Source organism: Clostridium sp. CS001 (assembly GCF_020443565.1).
Classification (GTDB): domain Bacteria; phylum Bacillota; class Clostridia; order Clostridiales; family Clostridiaceae; genus Clostridium_AD.
In genome coordinates this window covers 33571-51231 of the sequence record NZ_JAIZZN010000020.1, presented here as the reverse complement: position 1 = coordinate 51231, position 17661 = coordinate 33571, and the positions used below count along the sequence as shown (strand labels likewise).

At 31.0% G+C, this 17661-nt stretch carries 15 protein-coding genes; 13 read left to right on the top strand and 2 right to left on the bottom strand.

Annotation, left to right across the window (positions count from 1 at the left end; all coding sequences use genetic code 11):
- The first annotated feature begins 160 nt into the window (after window positions 1-160).
- From tig to LGK97_RS13230, 9 genes are all read left to right on the top strand, one after another.
- Window positions 161-1453 (top strand): trigger factor, encoded by a 1293-nt coding sequence (gene tig / locus LGK97_RS13270; RefSeq protein ID WP_226260249.1) that lies wholly within the window; start codon window positions 161-163, stop codon window positions 1451-1453.
- 159 nt (window positions 1454-1612) lie between these two features.
- On the top strand, window positions 1613-2197 hold the full coding sequence (gene clpP / locus LGK97_RS13265) for an ATP-dependent Clp endopeptidase proteolytic subunit ClpP (protein WP_226260248.1): 585 nt from the start codon (window positions 1613-1615) through the stop codon (window positions 2195-2197).
- A gap of 19 nt (window positions 2198-2216) precedes the next feature.
- A complete protein-coding gene (gene clpX, locus LGK97_RS13260) occupies window positions 2217-3509 on the top strand; it encodes an ATP-dependent Clp protease ATP-binding subunit ClpX (protein ID WP_226260247.1) in 1293 nt (430 codons plus the stop codon).
- A 231-nt stretch (window positions 3510-3740) separates the two neighbouring features.
- Window positions 3741-5405, top strand: coding sequence for an ATP-dependent protease LonB (lonB, locus tag LGK97_RS13255; RefSeq protein ID WP_264175041.1), 1665 nt, complete (start codon window positions 3741-3743; stop codon window positions 5403-5405).
- 170 nt (window positions 5406-5575) lie between these two features.
- Window positions 5576-7909, top strand: a complete 2334-nt coding sequence (lon, locus tag LGK97_RS13250) for an endopeptidase La (protein WP_226260245.1) — start codon at window positions 5576-5578, stop codon at window positions 7907-7909.
- A complete protein-coding gene (gene yihA / locus LGK97_RS13245; protein WP_226260244.1) occupies window positions 7899-8522 on the top strand; it encodes a ribosome biogenesis GTP-binding protein YihA/YsxC in 624 nt (207 codons plus the stop codon). The genes lon and yihA overlap by 11 nt, the downstream gene beginning before the upstream one ends.
- Window positions 8523-8810: 288 nt before the next feature.
- Window positions 8811-9230, top strand: a complete 420-nt coding sequence (locus LGK97_RS13240) for a hypothetical protein (RefSeq protein ID WP_413228438.1) — start codon at window positions 8811-8813, stop codon at window positions 9228-9230.
- A gap of 105 nt (window positions 9231-9335) precedes the next feature.
- Window positions 9336-9554 (top strand): hypothetical protein, encoded by a 219-nt coding sequence (locus LGK97_RS13235; RefSeq protein WP_226260243.1) that lies wholly within the window; start codon window positions 9336-9338, stop codon window positions 9552-9554.
- Between the two features lie 54 nt (window positions 9555-9608).
- Complete coding sequence (locus LGK97_RS13230; RefSeq protein WP_226260242.1) at window positions 9609-10508, top strand: hypothetical protein; 900 nt, start codon at window positions 9609-9611, stop codon at window positions 10506-10508.
- A gap of 322 nt (window positions 10509-10830) precedes the next feature.
- Here LGK97_RS13230 and LGK97_RS13225 read toward each other — a convergent pair whose 3' ends face one another.
- Window positions 10831-11790, bottom strand: coding sequence for a VCBS repeat-containing protein (locus tag LGK97_RS13225; RefSeq protein ID WP_226260241.1), 960 nt, complete (start codon window positions 11788-11790; stop codon window positions 10831-10833).
- A 107-nt stretch (window positions 11791-11897) separates the two neighbouring features.
- On the opposite strand from LGK97_RS13225, the gene LGK97_RS13220 reads away from it, so the two are divergent.
- Window positions 11898-13151, top strand: coding sequence for an ABC transporter substrate-binding protein (locus tag LGK97_RS13220; protein WP_226260240.1), 1254 nt, complete (start codon window positions 11898-11900; stop codon window positions 13149-13151).
- A 106-nt stretch (window positions 13152-13257) separates the two neighbouring features.
- Here the strand turns inward: LGK97_RS13220 and LGK97_RS13215 are convergent, their stop codons facing one another.
- Window positions 13258-13665 carry a Fur family transcriptional regulator gene (locus LGK97_RS13215; RefSeq protein ID WP_226260239.1) on the bottom strand — a complete coding sequence of 136 codons (408 nt, stop codon included), beginning with the start codon at window positions 13663-13665 and terminating at the stop codon, window positions 13258-13260.
- A gap of 179 nt (window positions 13666-13844) precedes the next feature.
- On the opposite strand from LGK97_RS13215, the gene LGK97_RS13210 reads away from it, so the two are divergent.
- The 3 genes from LGK97_RS13210 to LGK97_RS13200 all read left to right on the top strand — a co-directional run bounded on the left by LGK97_RS13210 (window position 13845) and on the right by LGK97_RS13200 (window position 17468).
- Window positions 13845-15221 carry a PhoH family protein gene (locus LGK97_RS13210; protein ID WP_226260238.1) on the top strand — a complete coding sequence of 459 codons (1377 nt, stop codon included), beginning with the start codon at window positions 13845-13847 and terminating at the stop codon, window positions 15219-15221.
- Window positions 15222-15385: 164 nt separating this feature from the next.
- Complete coding sequence (locus LGK97_RS13205; RefSeq protein WP_226260237.1) at window positions 15386-16390, top strand: phosphodiester glycosidase family protein; 1005 nt, start codon at window positions 15386-15388, stop codon at window positions 16388-16390.
- A 49-nt stretch (window positions 16391-16439) separates the two neighbouring features.
- Window positions 16440-17468, top strand: coding sequence for a hypothetical protein (locus LGK97_RS13200; RefSeq protein ID WP_226260236.1), 1029 nt, complete (start codon window positions 16440-16442; stop codon window positions 17466-17468).
- The last annotated feature ends 193 nt before the right edge of the window (window positions 17469-17661 follow it).

The following is a 17661-nucleotide window of genomic DNA, read 5'->3' as shown; positions in this document are numbered from 1 at the left end:
TAATGCTAAAATTATGTTGTAAATTATAAATGGTTTGGTTATAATCAGTAATATTAGAGTAAAAAAGTAAAAGTGCTTAATAATATTTGTAAGAACATTACTAACTATGTTATAATGTTGTAGTTAATAAGCATTTGTGGTAATTAGGAGGAGTAATATAATGAACGTTAAAATGGAAAAATTAGAAAAGAATATTGTTAAATTAGAAATAACTGTAGAAGCTAAGAGGTTTAATGAGGCTTTGAAGAAGTCTTGTGCAAAAAATTCAAAAACTATGAACATACCTGGTTTTAGAAAAGGTAAAGCACCAATGAATATAATTAAAAAGTTTTATGGCGAAGGTGTTTTCTTTGAAGATGCTATAAATTTCTGTTGTGATGATACATATCCAGAAGCTTTAAAACAATATGATATAAATCCATTGGACTATCCTCAAATTGAAATTCTTGAAATAGGTGAAGGTAAAGAATTTATTTATACTGCATCTGTATCAGTAGTTCCAGAAGTTCAAGTTGGAGATTACAAAGGTCTTGAAGCTAAGAAAGTTGAATATAATGTAACAGATGAAGAAATTGAAAATCAATTAAAAGGATTACAAGAAAAGAATGCTAGAATTGAAGAAAAGATAGATGGAACTGTTGCAATGGGTGATATAGCTACAATAGACTTCAAAGGGTTTATTGAAGATGTAGCTTTTGAAGGTGGAGAAGGAACAGATTTCGAACTTGAAATTGGTTCAGGATCATTTATAGATACTTTTGAAGATCAGCTAATTGGTTTAAAAGCTGGAGAATCTAAAGAAGTTAACGTAATGTTCCCAGAGCAATATGGCAGAGACGATTTAAATGGAAAACAAGCAACTTTCAATGTATCTGTTAAAAGCATGAAAGAAAAAGAATTACCGGCTATTGATGATGAATTTGCTAAAGAAGTATCAGAATTTGAAACTTTAGAAGAATTAAGAAATGATATTAAAGTAGCACTTGAAAAATCATGTAGAGATAGAGAAAAGAAAGAATTAGAAGAAGCTGTAATTGAAGCTCTTTGCGCTAATGTTGCAATGGACATTCCAGAGGTTATGATAAAAAGAGAAACAGATATTATGCTAAAAGATTTAGAAATGAAATTAAAATATCAAGGATTAGACCTTGAAGCATATTATCAGTATACAAATAATACTGAAGAAAAAGTTAGAGAATTCATGAAAGAAGCTGCTGAAAAAAGAGTTAAAACTGATTTAGTAATAACAGAAATAGCTAAAATAGAGAAAATTGAAGCTACTGAAGAAGAATTATTAGAAAAAGCTAGAGAAGTTGCTAAGCAGTATGGAGACAAAGATTTAGACAAAACTGCAGAATTAATCATGCAGGCACAAAAACAATATCTAATGATTGACGTTGTAAATGAAAAAGTAATAAAAATGTTAGTTGATAGCGCTAAAGTTACTGCATAATATATACAAAAAATGATTGCCAGATATTTATCTGGCAATTAATTTTAAATATAGGATAGAATTATAGGGTTAGAAAATAATCATTTAGGATAGAATTAAGTAGTAAGAATAAAGTACCTATTAAAGTAGTTCTGTTATTAGAGTAGAGGAGGGAATTATATGAGCTTAGTGCCAATGGTTGTTGAACAAACCAACAGGGGAGAAAGATCTTATGATATTTATTCAAGATTATTGAAAGAAAGAATAATTTTCTTAGGAGAAGAGGTAAATGATGTAACTGCTAGCTTAATTGTTGCTCAATTATTGTATTTAGAGTCTGAGGACCCTGATAAAGATATTTATTTATATATAAATAGTCCAGGTGGATCAATCACAGCAGGTATGGCTATTTTTGACACAATGCAATTGGTAAAGCCACAAGTTTCAACTACTTGCGTTGGTATGGCAGCATCTATGGGAGCTTTTTTATTAGCAGCTGGACAAAAAGGAAAAAGATTTGCACTACCCAATAGTGAAGTTATGATACACCAGCCATTAGGAGGATTTCAAGGTCAAGCAACTGATATAGATATCCATGCAAAACGAATTCTTAGAACCAAAGATACATTAAATAAGATATTAAGTGAAAGAACTGGTCAATCAATAGAGAAAATTCAACATGATGTTGAAAGAGACTATTTCATGAGCTCGCAAGAGGCTATGGAGTATGGATTAATAGATGAAGTTATAACTAATAAGAAATAACATTAATTGAGGTGAAAATATGCCAAAGTATGATGATAAAAAACAACTTAAATGTTCTTTCTGTGGTAAAAATCAAGACCAAGTTAGAAGATTAATTGCAGGACCAGGAGTGTATATCTGCGATGAGTGTATAGAACTATGTTCTGAGATAATTGTAGATGAATTTCAGGGAGATGTTGAGCTAGACCTAGGGGCATTACCGAAACCTGCAGATATAAAAAAATATATAGATGACTATGTAGTTGGACAAAATCAAGCTAAAAAATCTTTGGCTGTAGCAGTATATAACCACTATAAAAGAGTAAATTCAAATGTCAATGAAAGTGATGTTGAACTTCAAAAGAGCAACATATTACTACTTGGACCTACAGGTTGCGGTAAAACATTATTAGCTCAAACCTTAGCAAAATATTTAAACGTACCTTTTGCTATAGCAGATGCAACTACTCTTACTGAAGCGGGTTATGTAGGGGAAGATGTAGAAAATATCTTGCTTAAATTAATACAAAATGCCGACTATGATGTAGAAAAGGCAGAAAAGGGTATTATTTATATAGATGAAATAGATAAGATTGCTAGAAAATCTGAAAATCCTTCTATAACTAGAGATGTATCAGGAGAAGGTGTTCAACAAGCATTACTTAAAATATTAGAAGGTACAACAGCATCAGTTCCACCACAAGGAGGAAGAAAGCACCCTCACCAAGAGTTTATTCAGATAAATACAGCTAATATTTTATTTATCTGTGGAGGAGCTTTTGATGGACTTGATAAAATCATAGAAAAAAGAACTAGAACTACTTCCGTTGGTTTTGGAGCTGAAATACAATCTAAACAAGAAAAAAATGTAGGGGAGCTACTAAAATCTATAATGCCGGGAGACTTACTGAAGTTTGGTTTAATCCCAGAGTTTGTAGGCAGGCTTCCTATAGTAGTTACTCTTGAAGCTTTAGACGAAGAAGCTTTAGTTAAAATTCTTAGTGAGCCTAGAAATGCGTTAGTTAAGCAATACAAGAAATTATTTGAAATGGATAACGTAGAATTAGAGTTTGCACAAGAAGCATTAAACGCTATAGCCAAAGAAGCTATTAAAAGAAACACAGGGGCAAGAGGACTTAGATCTATTATAGAGGATACAATGAAGGAAATTATGTTTGATATTCCATCAAATGAACAAGTATCCAAGGTAATAATTAATGAAGATACTATTAAAACAAGAACCCCACAACTAATCTTAGCTGAAAGTGGAACAAGAGAAAAACTAAAACTTACTAAGAAAATCAAGGGTAAAAAGGGTCCAGAAACAGCATAATAAATGTGATTAAGATATTATAAAAGGCAGGGTATATATTAAAATATATCTGCCTTTTTTGTTTTTTAAAATAAATTTAATAGATGGAAAAAAAGAATATATTAGACTTTACTTGAGCATAATATCAAAGGATATAATATCTACTAAAACCTAATAATTTATCATGTGAAAGGAGGAATAGTTTAATAGAATTAATATTAAACTTTAAGTAATATGACTACTCAAATTATTATGATTATACAGCTTTTTACTACAATAGTTATTGGAATATATGTTTTTAATGCATTAAAAGGTCATCAAAGTAGCAAGGTGATTGTAAATAATGAAAACAAAAAAGAAATGGAAAAGTTAAGAAAGATGAAAAGTGTGAGACTTACTGAGCCTCTTACAGAAAAAAGTAGGCCTGCAAGATTTGAAGATGTTATCGGGCAAGAAAAAGGAATTAAGGCATTGCAAGCAGCCATATGTGGACCAAATCCCCAACATGTTATAATTTATGGACCGCCTGGAATTGGAAAAACAGCAGCTGCTAGATTAGTACTTGAAGATGCTAAGAAAAGGGAAAGGTCTCCATTTAATGAAGAATCCAAGTTTATAGAAATAGATGCAACTACTGTTAGGTTTGATGAAAGGGGCATTGCAGATCCGCTTATTGGATCTGTTCACGACCCGATATATCAAGGGGCAGGGCCGCTTGGAATAGCTGGAGTACCGCAGCCCAAACCAGGTGCAGTTACAAAAGCACATGGAGGGATTTTATTTATTGATGAAATTGGGGAGCTTCATCCTACAGAAATGAATAAGTTACTTAAAGTATTAGAAGATAGAAAAGTGTTTTTAGATAGTGCTTATTACAATGGAGAAGATCCGAATATACCGCTTTACATAAAAGAAGTATTTGATGAAGGGCTTCCAGCTGATTTTAGGCTAATAGGTGCAACTACAAGAAGCCCAGAAGAAATAGTGCCAGCAATTAGATCAAGATGTGTAGAAATATTCTTTAGACCATTACTCCAAGAAGAATTAGAAATAATTGCTGAAAACTCAATTAAGAAAATTGGGCTTAAAATTTGTGATAGAGCTTTAAAGCTTATAGGCAAATATGCTAGCAATGGGCGAGACACCGTTAACTTAATTCAGTTAGCTAGTGGTATTGCTATTAATGATGAAAGAGATGAGGTAAGTATTGAGGATATTGAGTGGGTTATAGAAAATGGTCAATACTCTCCAAGGTCAGAAACTAAGATATCTGATAAACCGCAAATTGGGTATGTAAATGGCTTAGCAGTATACGGAGCTAATATGGGTGCATTAATGGAAATTGAGGCTAGTGCGAAAAAGGTAAAACTCAGGAAAGGTACCCTTAAAGTTACGGGAATTATTGAAGAAGAAGAAATAAATAGTGCAAATAAGAGACTAAAAAGAAAAAGTACTGCAAGCTCATCAGTTGAAAATGTAGTTACCGTATTAGAGAACTATTTTAATTTAGATTGTGATGATTATGATATTCATGTAAATTTCCCAGGTGGGTCACCTGTAGATGGTCCGTCGGCAGGAATAAGCATAGCAACTGCAATATATAGCGCAATAAAAGAAATACCAGTTAATAACACCATTGCAATGACAGGAGAGATATCAATTCATGGTAATGTGAAGCCAATAGGAGGAGTAAGTGCTAAAATTGAAGCTGCAAGAAAAGCAGGAGTAACAAGGGTAATTATTCCTAAGGAAAATTGGAAAGATAGCTTTGAAGATATTAAAGATATTGAGGTTATACCAGTGAGTAATATTACTCAGGTTATTCACGAAGCATTGATAAAAGAGAGTCCTAAAAGCATTTCAATTATGTTTGAACCAGAGGTGGCAGTTATTGCAGCTGAAGCAGTAAGTGGATGATATTGATTGATTTAATATGAATAAATAAAGGTAATCTCTATTTAATTGTGGAGGTTACTTTATTAAATTTCACTTTAAAATCTCAAGTATTGAAAAATCATTGAATTATGGGTATACTATAATAGACTATTTAGAAAAATATTAAATTAATATAGAAAAGAGGGAGAAAAATGGAAAAGGGTATAAAAATTCTTCCGCTAATTCCACTAAGGGGTATGAATATATTTCCATTCATGGTGCTGCACTTTGATATTGGCAGAGAAAGATCTATTCTTGCATTAGAAGATGCTATGCTAAACAATCAAGAAGTTTTTTTGGTTTCACAAAGGGTAGCAAAAGTTGAGCAACCGGAGGAAAAGGATATATATAGTATTGGTACTGTTTGTAATATAAAACAAATATTAAAGTTGCCAGGAGATACAATTAGGGTTCTAGTTGAAGGAGTCAAAAGAGGTAAGATTTCTCAGTATAAAGATAGTGGAACTTTCACACAGGCAGAGGTGGAAATCATTGAAGATGAAGTTTGTGAAAATAATAAAAAATGTATTGCATTAGTTAGAGTTATAGATAAGTCATTTGAAGAATACATAAACCTAACAGTCAATAACTTCCCAGATGCTTTACTTAGTATAGAGGAAACAGAGGAGCCAGGAAGATATTGTGATATTGTAAGTTCATATTTAGTATTAAAGCCAGACATAAAACAAGAACTTCTTGAAACCTTAGAAGTGAATAAAAGATTAGAAAAGTTATTATTTATATTGAAAAATGAGATTGAAGTATTAAAAATGGAAAAGAAAATTGGAACAAAAGTTAGAAGTAGAATCGATAAAGTTCAAAAGGAATATTATCTGCGCGAACAGATAAAAGTAATGCAAGAAGAATTAGGAGAAGATGACGAAAACAAAAGAGAAATAGAAGAGTTTGAAAGCAAAATAAATAAGGCAAAGCTTCCTAAAGATGCAAAAGAAAAAGCAACTTACGAGCTAAATAGATTAAAGAGTTTAGGGGGTTATTCTGCTGAGAGTGGAGTAATAAAGGCGTATTTAGATTGGATTTTAGATTTGCCTTGGAATAAATTCACTAAAGATAATATTGACATTAAAAAGGCTAGAGAAGTTTTTGAAGCAGAACATTATGGCCTTTTGGATGTTAAGGAAAGAATAATTGAATATTTAGCGGTGAAGAAGATCAGCAGGACACTTAAGGGGCCAATAATTTGTTTGGTAGGACCGCCGGGAGTTGGAAAAACATCTATAGCTAAATCAGTGGCTCATGCTTTAAATAGAAATTTTGTTAGAATGTCATTAGGTGGAGTAAAAGATGAGGCTGAAATAAGAGGACATAGAAAAACTTACGTGGGTGCAATTCCAGGTAGAATAATATATGCAATGAAACAAGCTGGATATAAAAATCCATTGTTCTTATTAGATGAAATTGATAAAATGAGTTCTGATTTTAAGGGTGACCCTGCAGGAGCACTTTTAGAAGTTTTAGATAGTGAGCAAAATACAACTTTTAGAGATCATTATTTAGAACTGGACTTTGATTTATCAAAGGTACTATTTATAACTACTGCAAATAGGTTAGACACAATTCCAAGACCGTTGTTAGACAGAATGGAGATTATTGAGATATCAGGATATACCTCAGAAGAAAAATTCCACATTGCGAAAAATCACCTTATTCCAAAGATGTTAAAAGAGCATAATATGGAAAGTAATAAAATAATTTTTTCAGATTCATCAATAAGTTGTATTATAGAAAGTTATACTAGGGAATCAGGTGTTAGAAATCTTGAAAGAAAGATTTCATCAGTTATTAGAAAAGCTATAACAGAGATGGTAGAAAAAGATAAAGCGACTACTAATGTTACGACTGCACATGTTAAAAGATATTTAGGGGTAGTTTTATATACTTATGATAGGGCTGAAGAACATGATAGAGTGGGTGTTGTGACTGGACTAGCATGGACTGGATATGGTGGAGATACTTTGCCAGTAGAAGTTAGTGTAATGGAGGGAACTGGTAAACTTGAACTTACAGGCCAATTAGGAGATGTCATGAAGGAATCTGCTAAAGCCGGATATAGTTATGTTAGATCTAATGCGGTAAAATATAATATTGATAAAGACTTTTATAAAAACAAAGACATTCATATTCATGTACCAGAAGGTGCAGTGCCTAAGGATGGACCATCTGCAGGAGTAACTATGATAACTGCTATGGTATCAGCATTAACCAACAAGAAAGTAAGACATAATGTAGCCATGACAGGAGAGATTACCCTTACAGGAAGAGTATTACCTATTGGAGGCCTCAAGGAAAAATCCTTAGCAGCCTATAGAGCAGGTATTGACACAATTATAATTCCTAAGGACAATGAAAAAGATATACAAGAGATACCAAAGAGCATTAAAAATAAACTAAAATTTATAATTGCAAGTAAAGTAGAAGATGTACTTGAAAACGCATTAATTGGAGAGATAAGTAATGGAGATTAAACAATCTGAGTTCATAATTTCAGCAGTAAAACCTGCTCAGTACCCAACGGATCACAGAGTAGAGTATGCTTTCGTTGGCAAATCAAATGTAGGCAAATCCTCTTTAATAAATACTTTAACAAATAGGCGTAAATTAGTTAAGGTCAGTGGGACACCTGGAAAAACTAGACTTATAAATTTCTTTTTGATAAACAATGGATTTTATTTTGTAGATTTACCAGGGTATGGGTATGCAAAAGTAGCTAAAGTTGAGAAAGCTAAATGGGGAAGAATGATAGAAGACTATCTTATTAGTAGACCTCAGCTTCAAAAAGTAGCACTACTAGTGGATGTTAGACATAAGCCAACCCAAGATGATATTATGATGCATCAATGGATTAAACATTTTGGATATGAAGTTGTAATAGTTGCAACTAAAAGGGATAAGTTAAACAGAGCAGAATTAGTAAAAAGTAATAAGGTAATAAGAGAAACTTTATGTCTTGATGATTCTGAGGAAATTATTAACTTTTCATCTTTGAAGAAAATAGGAGTAGAGGAACTTCTAGCTAATATGTTCCCAAATACTGAAACAGAAGAAGAGAAATTTCAAGATGGTGAAATTGTTAAATAATAAAGGATAAGATAATAATATTTAAAAATCAGGAAAATAGACTTGTGTTATGATGTGCAGACTAGTATTTAGCGCACAAAGTAATAAGGTCTATTTTTTTGCCAATTAAATAAGCAAAGTTGAAGTATTTTTTTTTATAAATTAAAAAACCAGTGTCAATTTATTTCAAGCAGAATAGTATATATTAGAAAACAAAAGATAAAGGCTTTAAAGATTAAGAGTTAAACAAAAGAAGAAAACAATTATTAATTGTTATTTAACTAAAACAACTAAAAGGAGGGAAGTAAAGTGGATATGAATGACTTATTAAGTGGACTCGGAAATTCAAGAAACAATTCATCTTGTAATACCAAGCAATGTAATTGCGGTAATGGTGGTAACGGTGGTTTGGGAGGCTTCGGTGGTGGAAACAATTCAATAATATGGATTATACTCCTATTATGTTTCTGCGGTGGAGGATTCGGTCAGGGACAAGGTGGAGGAACTGTATGTGGATGCGAGAAGAAACACTGCAAAGAATTATGTAGATGTGGCTCAAGTAACGGCGGTGGATTTGGGTTTGGTTCAGGATTTGGGTTAGGTTCAGGATCTGGATCTGGATGCTGGTGGATAATAATATTATTACTTTTATTCACATGTGGTGGCAACAGACAAAACAAAGGATGCACAAACAATATTATCAACTTAGATAACTGTGATGAAGAATAACTTAGACAAAGGATTATAGGTGCACAATTAGATAAGCTAAATATAAATTATCTTAAGTTAAAATTTATTTCACATTAAAACATGGCCCAGAAAGGGGGGTTTTATATGTCAAAAAGAAGATGTCGTGAAGAGTTACCAGTAAGTACAGCTGCAAATTTCTGTTCAAATCCAGTTTGTGCGGTGATACTCTTAATTATACTTCAAAAAACATGTCTACTTGAAAACAATAACGCATTTTTATTAATATTAATATTTATAGCTTGTTGTTGTTGCAAAGGCGGAAATGTTGGATCAGTTGCTAATAGACCAAGAACATGCTGTTAGTTTCAAAAACAAGGGAGAGCTTAAGCTCTCCCATTTATAAATGAGGTGATAAATGTGTCAAAACACCATAAACACCGTAGAAATAATGTGAGCAATGAAAACAACAATAACAATAACAACAATAACAGTAACAGTAACAGTAATAGCAACAATAATAACAGTAATGAAAACAATAATACTGACAATAATCCATTTGCGCAAATGCTTAATGGGAGCTCTGCAAATCCACTTATGGGATTACTTTCTACCTTTCTTCTAGGTAACAATGGTGGTAGTAATAATATGCTTGAAGGTTTACTTTCTGGACTTTCTGGTCAAAACAATAACATGTTGGGAAGTCTCACGGGGTCAGGGGGCCAAGATAATAATATGCTAGGAAATCTGATGAGCAGCTTAGGAGGTAAAGACAATAATGTACTCGGGAACCTGTTGGGTAATTTAAATGGTCAGGGAAGTGATATCCTAGGAAGTTTAATGAATAATTCAAACTTTGGAAGTTCAAATTCAGCAAATAATTTAACAACCAACACAAATCCAAAACCTGGAATTGTAAAAAACAATAAAAATAGTGATTTACATGAAAATACTGACATATCAAATGACAATTATAATTCTGATGAAGATGAGCAGGTTAATCCTTTGTCAAGTCTATTCGGGGGTGTAGGTGGTATAGATTTAAGTCAAATTTCGAATATGTTATCCGGAATAGATTTTAATAACTTAGATTTAAATAATTCAAATATTAGCGATATTGTAAATTCTATATCAAATAATAACTCTTTTGAAAGTAATGACGTTGAATTTAAACATACTAGTCCTAAAGAAAGAACACATAGTATATTGAAAAATTTAGAGGATGAAGATACAGGACAACTAATATATATATTAGCTCATTTAGTAGATGAAAAAAAACTTGAAATGATTAATAAAATCGTAGAAGAAAACTCTAACTAATTAGTTTATAGAAATAATATATATATGTTTCAATAATATTTGTACAATTACTTTACGTTCTGAACGAACATTTATCAGTAATTTAAATGTAGTTTTAAAGTTGAAACATATATATTTAAATTATCTTTTATAGTGAATAAAATTAAGCAAAAAGGTTAATATTATAAATGTAATCGGAGTTAAAATCTCCATTAGCATAAAATTAATTATTTTATGCGGAACCCCCCCATCCCCCTTGGGACCGATAATACGGTCCCTTTTGTAATTGTATAAAAAAATAGGTATTGTAAAAGATAAGTATACAAGATTAAATTTTTTTACGTTACTTAATTTTTATGGAACTAATTTTAAATGTAGAAAGTTGGTTATCCATAGGGGTAAGCTTAAGAATTAATTCTATAGTATAGTTTTTTATTTCTTTTGAAGCAGTCATATTAGTTCCTTTAAAACTTAAGGTCCATAGAACTTCATTGGCATTGCCGTCTTTGTCCCATTTATAGTCTTTAAAGACAGCATCTTGGAAGTGGAAGGATAATTTTTCTTTTGATAAATCATTTAAAAGTGAAAGGGCATTGCCATTCAAATCAGGTGAGAAAAGCTCTCTTGATATATTTAATTCTGCTATTGGAAAACTAGACATGAGATTTACGAAACCCAATATGGTGTCCTTTCCCATATAATTATCCACATAATTATAGTCAAAGGCTTTCAAATTATTTTTAATGAAAATATAGCTCACAAGGGTTGCTTTACCATCTTTAATATTTCCAGATATAACTTTAGGTGTTTTATTATTTTTGCTATCTACAAAACCTAGAATATTGTTTGTGTTACAAAGTATATCATCAAATTTTTCACCATTCCAAAGGAATACATGTGAAATAGCCTTATTTTGTATTGATGTGGTATCCCCTAAAGAAGCTTGAGTAAATATTTCAGGTATATTATCTTTAGATACATCCATTAAAGTTAGTCGCATTGGCCACTGGATGCAATAATTACCTACAGTGTTAGTCTGTTTAGAAGGTTCTAGATAATAACTTTTATCTCCGGCGTTTATTTGAACATAATATTTGTCTTTCTCTGTTTTTATGTAGAGAATATCTTTAGTACCATTCCCCGTTAGGTCAGTCTGTATCATTTTACTTTCATCAATAATATTAAATGTAGTTATTGAGGCTTTTCCAAAACACAAGAATGCCACAAATGTTATCACAATCAGGATGATTGCTAAAGAATAATAAATAAATTTCTTCTTAAGAAATATTACCTGTAATTTCATATATTCCACCCCCCTTAAATTATATGTTAGAATAATATATTTAATTAATTAATTTAAATAAAATAAAGTCTATACAATCATATTTATTAATAGATAGAGGTGAACTTATGAAAAAATCATTTAAGGTTTTAAAAAACATATGTAGTATTTTTATAGTTTTAACCATGATGTTTAATCTTTCAGCTTGCAAATCTAGTAAAAAAGAAAAAGATGAAAAATCAAAAAAGATAAATATATTTTTAGATACCACAGATATTTACTCCTCAAATGTAATAAAGTTTTTAATTGATGATTTTAAGAAAAATAATCAAAACTTTGAAATAAAATTAAATGATGTTCTTGGTAATAAAAGTGATATTATGGAGACAATTAATTTGGGAACGGAAATAGATGTAATTTTCACAAATAGAAACACACTGATAAAGCTCAGTAAAAATGGAGTTTTGGGAGATATGCAAACTTTTTATGAAAAAGAGGGTATTGGCAATAGGTTCTATGATATTATGGCTTCTTATGGTAGAGTAGGAGACAAATACTATGGTATAGGAGTTGTGCCATATTCTATTGAATTACTATATAATAAAAGTTATTTAGAAAAACTAAAAATACCTAACCCTAATAATCTAGATGGATGGTTAGATGTTTTAAAGCAAGTAAATGGTAAGGGAATAAAAACTCCAGTAGTAATAACAGAAGATATTGATGTTAATGGTTTTTTATTTTCTTTAATGGCTAGTAAAATCGTAAACATTCATGAAATCGAAGAAAGTTATGATAGCGGTGAGGAAGGTTATAAAAAGATTAAAGGGGTACAAAAAATATTTGATGAAATTAACACATTAGTAAAGAGTAAAGAAATTACAAAAAATTCATTTGAATTTGGAAATGAACAGAGCATTAATAGTTTTATTAGTGGAGAGTATCCATTACTTATAGGTACTTCTTATTCTAATTCAAAGCTAGATGGAAGTGATATTGGTATAATTGAAGGCAATAATGATAATTCTAAATATGGATCTAACGTCCCCATTATTGTGAGCTCACTAGTAAGTGTTCCTTTAAATGCAAAAAATCAAGATAATGCTAACGTTTTTATTAAATATATATATAGCGATGAAGTTCAAGCAAGAATTGCGGAGAAAGGTATTATAAGCGGAAATAAGAATGCAAATAACAAAATGACTGGAATTTCTAAAACAATGGTTCAGCATATGCACAAAGCTAATGATAATAGTATCCTTATATTTTATGATTTACCTGATAAGATCAAAAACAATATACTTATAGCAATGAAAAGAATTTTGGAGGGAGGCTATAATTCTAAAGAGTGGGAGGAAGTTATAAAGCAATCTTATAAATAAGATCGTCACCTAAAAAACAACTAGCAAGTATGTTAGTTGTTTTTTTTGTGCTAATATAAATAAAAAAAGTATAAATTTAACCTTATACTTTCTTATTATTTAAGTATTATTTGCAGCTTTCACATAAACCATAAAAATATATTTTACTTGCTAAAACTTCATAGCTAGTAAATGGTTTTACATCTTCATTTATATTTAAAAGAGTTATACCTTCTATGTCATCAACGATGCCACAACTTATACATTGTATGTGAGGATGCGGGCAAGTATTACCATCATATCTAAAATTACCTTCTCCAACATTAAGTTCTATTACCAATTCAACCTCTACAAGAGTCTTAAGTGCTTTATAAACTGTAGCTAAACTCATAGTAGGATATGTTGGCTGTAGTGACTTATAAATTACTTCCGCAGAAGGATGTTCATTTGTTGATTGTAAGTATTTATAAACTGCAATACGTTGGGGAGTAAGTTTGAGTTTTTTTTCCTTGAAAATAGTTGTAATGTTGTTCATATGCACCATCCTAAAATGTGATTAAATTTATTATATAATAGAAGTTATCATTTGTCAAAACAATTAAAAATTCATATATAAGCTAAATGAAAATAGATTTTTTAAGTTTTATTATATTTTTAATTTATTTATGACATTACAAACATATATTAGTAATAGAGAAGGGGGGAGCTATTATTTTGAAAAAAACCTATGTATTAGATACTAATGTTATTCTATATTCACCCAGTGCAATATTGTCTTTTGGGGATAATGACGTAATAATACCCGAAGTAGTATTAGAGGAATTGGATGGTTTTAAGAAAGATAAAAGTGATCTAGGAGCGAATGCTAGATATGCAGCTAGACTTATTGATAAACTTAGAAAACAAGGAAAACTAAATGAGGGTATAGAACTAGCAAGTGGTGGAAAGCTTAGAGTAGAAATGAATCATGATGATACCAAAATGCCTACATCTTGGAATAAAGGAAAAGCTGATAACAGAATAATACAGGTGTGCAAAGCATTAAAAGAACAAGGTGAAGATGTATGGCTAATAACAAAAGATATATTTCAAAGAATAAAAGCAGATTCTGTAGATATTAATGTAGAAGATTACCATGAAAGATTTGTACCAGAATATGATAATCAATATACAGGAAGGATGGAGGTATTTGTACGACCGGAAAAACTTCAAGAGTTCTATAGTAAAAAAGTTCTAGAAACTAGCGATTTGATTAAATATGATGAGGATCTAGTAGAGTATGTAAGTCCTAATATATTTACAAATCAATTTTTAATAATTCATTCAATGGAAAATCCCAAACAAACTGCACTAGGGAGATACGATGGCAAAAATGTAGTGCCACTGTATAGCAAGGACAGTAAACCTTTAGGGGTAGTACCAAGAAATGTTGGCCAAAGGTTTATGTTAGAAGCCTTAAGTATCGATGCAATAAAAGCGCCACTAGTAATTATTAAAGGGCCGGCAGGAACAGCTAAAACACTATTTTCATTAGCAGTTGGCCTAGAAAAGATATTAAAAGAAAATAGTGATAAATACAGAAGAATTTTAATTTGCAGGCCAAATGTTACTATGGATGAGGACATAGGATTCTTGCCTGGTACAGAGCAAGAAAAGATATCACCCTTTATGCGACCAATATTTGATAACTTAGAAATACTAGTGGATTCTGACGAAAAAGAGCGTTACAAAAATGAGAAAGAACTGTTAGATAAGATAAAAGATCTATTTGATAGGAGAATAATAACTACTGAAGCTGTGGCGTATCTAAGAGGGAGATCTATTGTTAAGAATTGGGTAATTATAGATGAGGCTCAAAATTTATCACCAAAGCAGGTTAAAACCATAATAACGAGGGTTGGCGAGGGAACTAAGCTTATTCTCATAGGGGACCCAGAGCAAATAGATCATCCGTTTCTTGATTCAAGATCAAATGGATTATGTTATGCCTCTGAGAAAATGAAGGGCAGCCATTTGTGCTATCAAGTAACTTTAAAATATGATGAATGTGAGAGGTCGCCATTAGCATATGAAGGATCAAAAAAGCTATAGATACGTTGAGTGTGAAAAAGAGAGCATAAGAATTTATGTTCTCTTTTTCATGAAATTATAACATTAATAATTATGTTCACAAAAATTACATTTAAATTCTATTTTAAAATGTTAGATTTTATTGTACAATATGATAGTATCTAATAAAAAAAAGGATGGGAAACATGAGAAAAACAAAAAAAGGTAAAATTGTAAAAAGAAGTACAAGCACTATTGTGTTATTATTTATAATATTTGAATTGGTTTTTACGTCAATTACAGGGCCATTTATGGTCTATTATGGTCCTTTTAAAAATGTTAAGACTACAGTAGTTGGCTCTGCCATGACTACTCTTACATTACAATGGTTAGCAACATCATTTTTATCAGATGAGAAAATACAAGAAATTATGAATGAACAAAAGGGAGAGGTTATAGTTCAGGAGGACTCAAATAACAAGGATTCAGGTGTAAAGATAGAAAATAAAAATGATAATAGCATAGAAAGATATGATGTAACTGGGAAAAAGTACAAAGGTTATATTCTAGTAATTAAAGACCCAACCAGGGTAAAAGTAGGGTATAGCAGTAAGTTAGGCACAGAAGGACAATTGACAAGTGAAATTGCAAAATATAATAATGCCATTGCAGCGGTTAATGGTGGAGGATTTACGGATGAGGCTTATGTAGGTACCGGTGCAAAACCAGCGGGAATTATAATGTCTAATGGAAAAGAGATTCATAATGATATAAAAAGTGAAAATCAGGAAACACAAGTTGTAGCATTAACTAAATCAGGCAATCTATTAGTTGGTATGCATACAGTTAAAGAAATGAGAAAACTTGATGTAACTGAAGCAGTATCTTTTGGACCGGCACTTATAGTTAATGGAAAGAAAACTATAAAAAATGGAAATGGAGAATGGGGAATAGCACCTAGGACAGCCATTGCACAAAGGAAGGATGGGGCAATAATATTATTAGTTATTGACGGTAGGCAGATAAATAGTATAGGAGCTAGTTTAAGAGAGGTACAAGACTTACTATATGATTATGGAGCTGTTAATGCTACTAATTTAGATGGAGGTTCTTCTTCTACATTATTTTATAATGATGAGGTTATAAACAATCCTTGTGATAGCTTGGGTGAGAGAACTGTGCCTTCAATCATATACGTAGAAAGTAGATAACAAATTAAAATCTTACTATAAGATATTTAAAGTTAAAGGAGAAAGCTTTATGAAATGGATGAAAAGAATAAGTATATGGATAGCAGTATCTTTATCATTGCAATGTTTAGGTCTCTTTTACATAGATCACTATTTTTTAGCAAATGATTCAAAGGTAGTTACTAAAAAAGTTGAAGAAGAGAAGGTTGAGCAAATAAAAAAAGTTGATATTCAGCTTCCAGTAGGAGCAGAAAAGATATTAGTGTCATATGATGCTAAGTATTTATCTTACTATGAAAGTGAAACATTAAAAATTATTAATTGTAAGGATGGAAGTGTTAAAAGTATCGATGTAGATGAAGGAACAAAAATTTCTTTTTATGAATGGCTTCCAGATAGGAATAGACTGCTTTTAGTTGAAAAAAAAGACAATGATGAATCTAGTAAGCTGACATTACATTCCTACGATGTATCAAAAGGTGAAAAAGCAAAGATTACAGATTTAAGCTGGGGTGATTCAAAATCCGAGGTACAAGATATTCAATTATCCATTTTAACAGGAGTTATTTATGTAAAGGTTGCAAACAGAGGTGATAAAGGTGGGATATACAGAATTGACAGAATGGGAGATATAAATAAAGTTGATACTGTGCCTAACTTTGTTAGTAATATTGCGCTAGTGCGTCATGAAGATGAATTAGTTTATGAGGGTCAAGTTTATAATTCAATATATGTCACAGGGAATGATCAAGCTTTAAGTATAGAAGGGGTGGAGAGACTTACATTAATTGGTACAGATGATAATGATAATGTGTACGTTGGTGAATTGAAAGATAAGCTCATAAGCAAGATCTATTACGGTAAAACTTCACAAAAAACTAGTGAGTGGAAAGAAATTAACTTGCAAGTGCCTTCTGAAAAGAAAGATTTATTTGTATCATCTTTAGGAAAAGTATATCAAAATGATTTACTAAGAGGCATAATAAAAGATGTTAATTCTGGAACTCAAACTAGCTACCAAGGTAAACTACTGCAAATATATACAAAGGGAATAGTATCGTTAGTAAATAATAAAGTGTCCTTTGTTTCTTTTAAGTAGTAAATGCATATTAAGAAAATAACAAGTCAGTATTTAGATAGGTTTATATATATCCAATAACTTCAAACTATGCCATTGCATAGTTTTTTTTGTTGTTTACAAAATGTTTTTTAAGTATTATAATATTGATACTGACTTAACCTAAAATTTTCATGTAGATGAATAATGTAGTTATATATGAAAATGTAGGGTA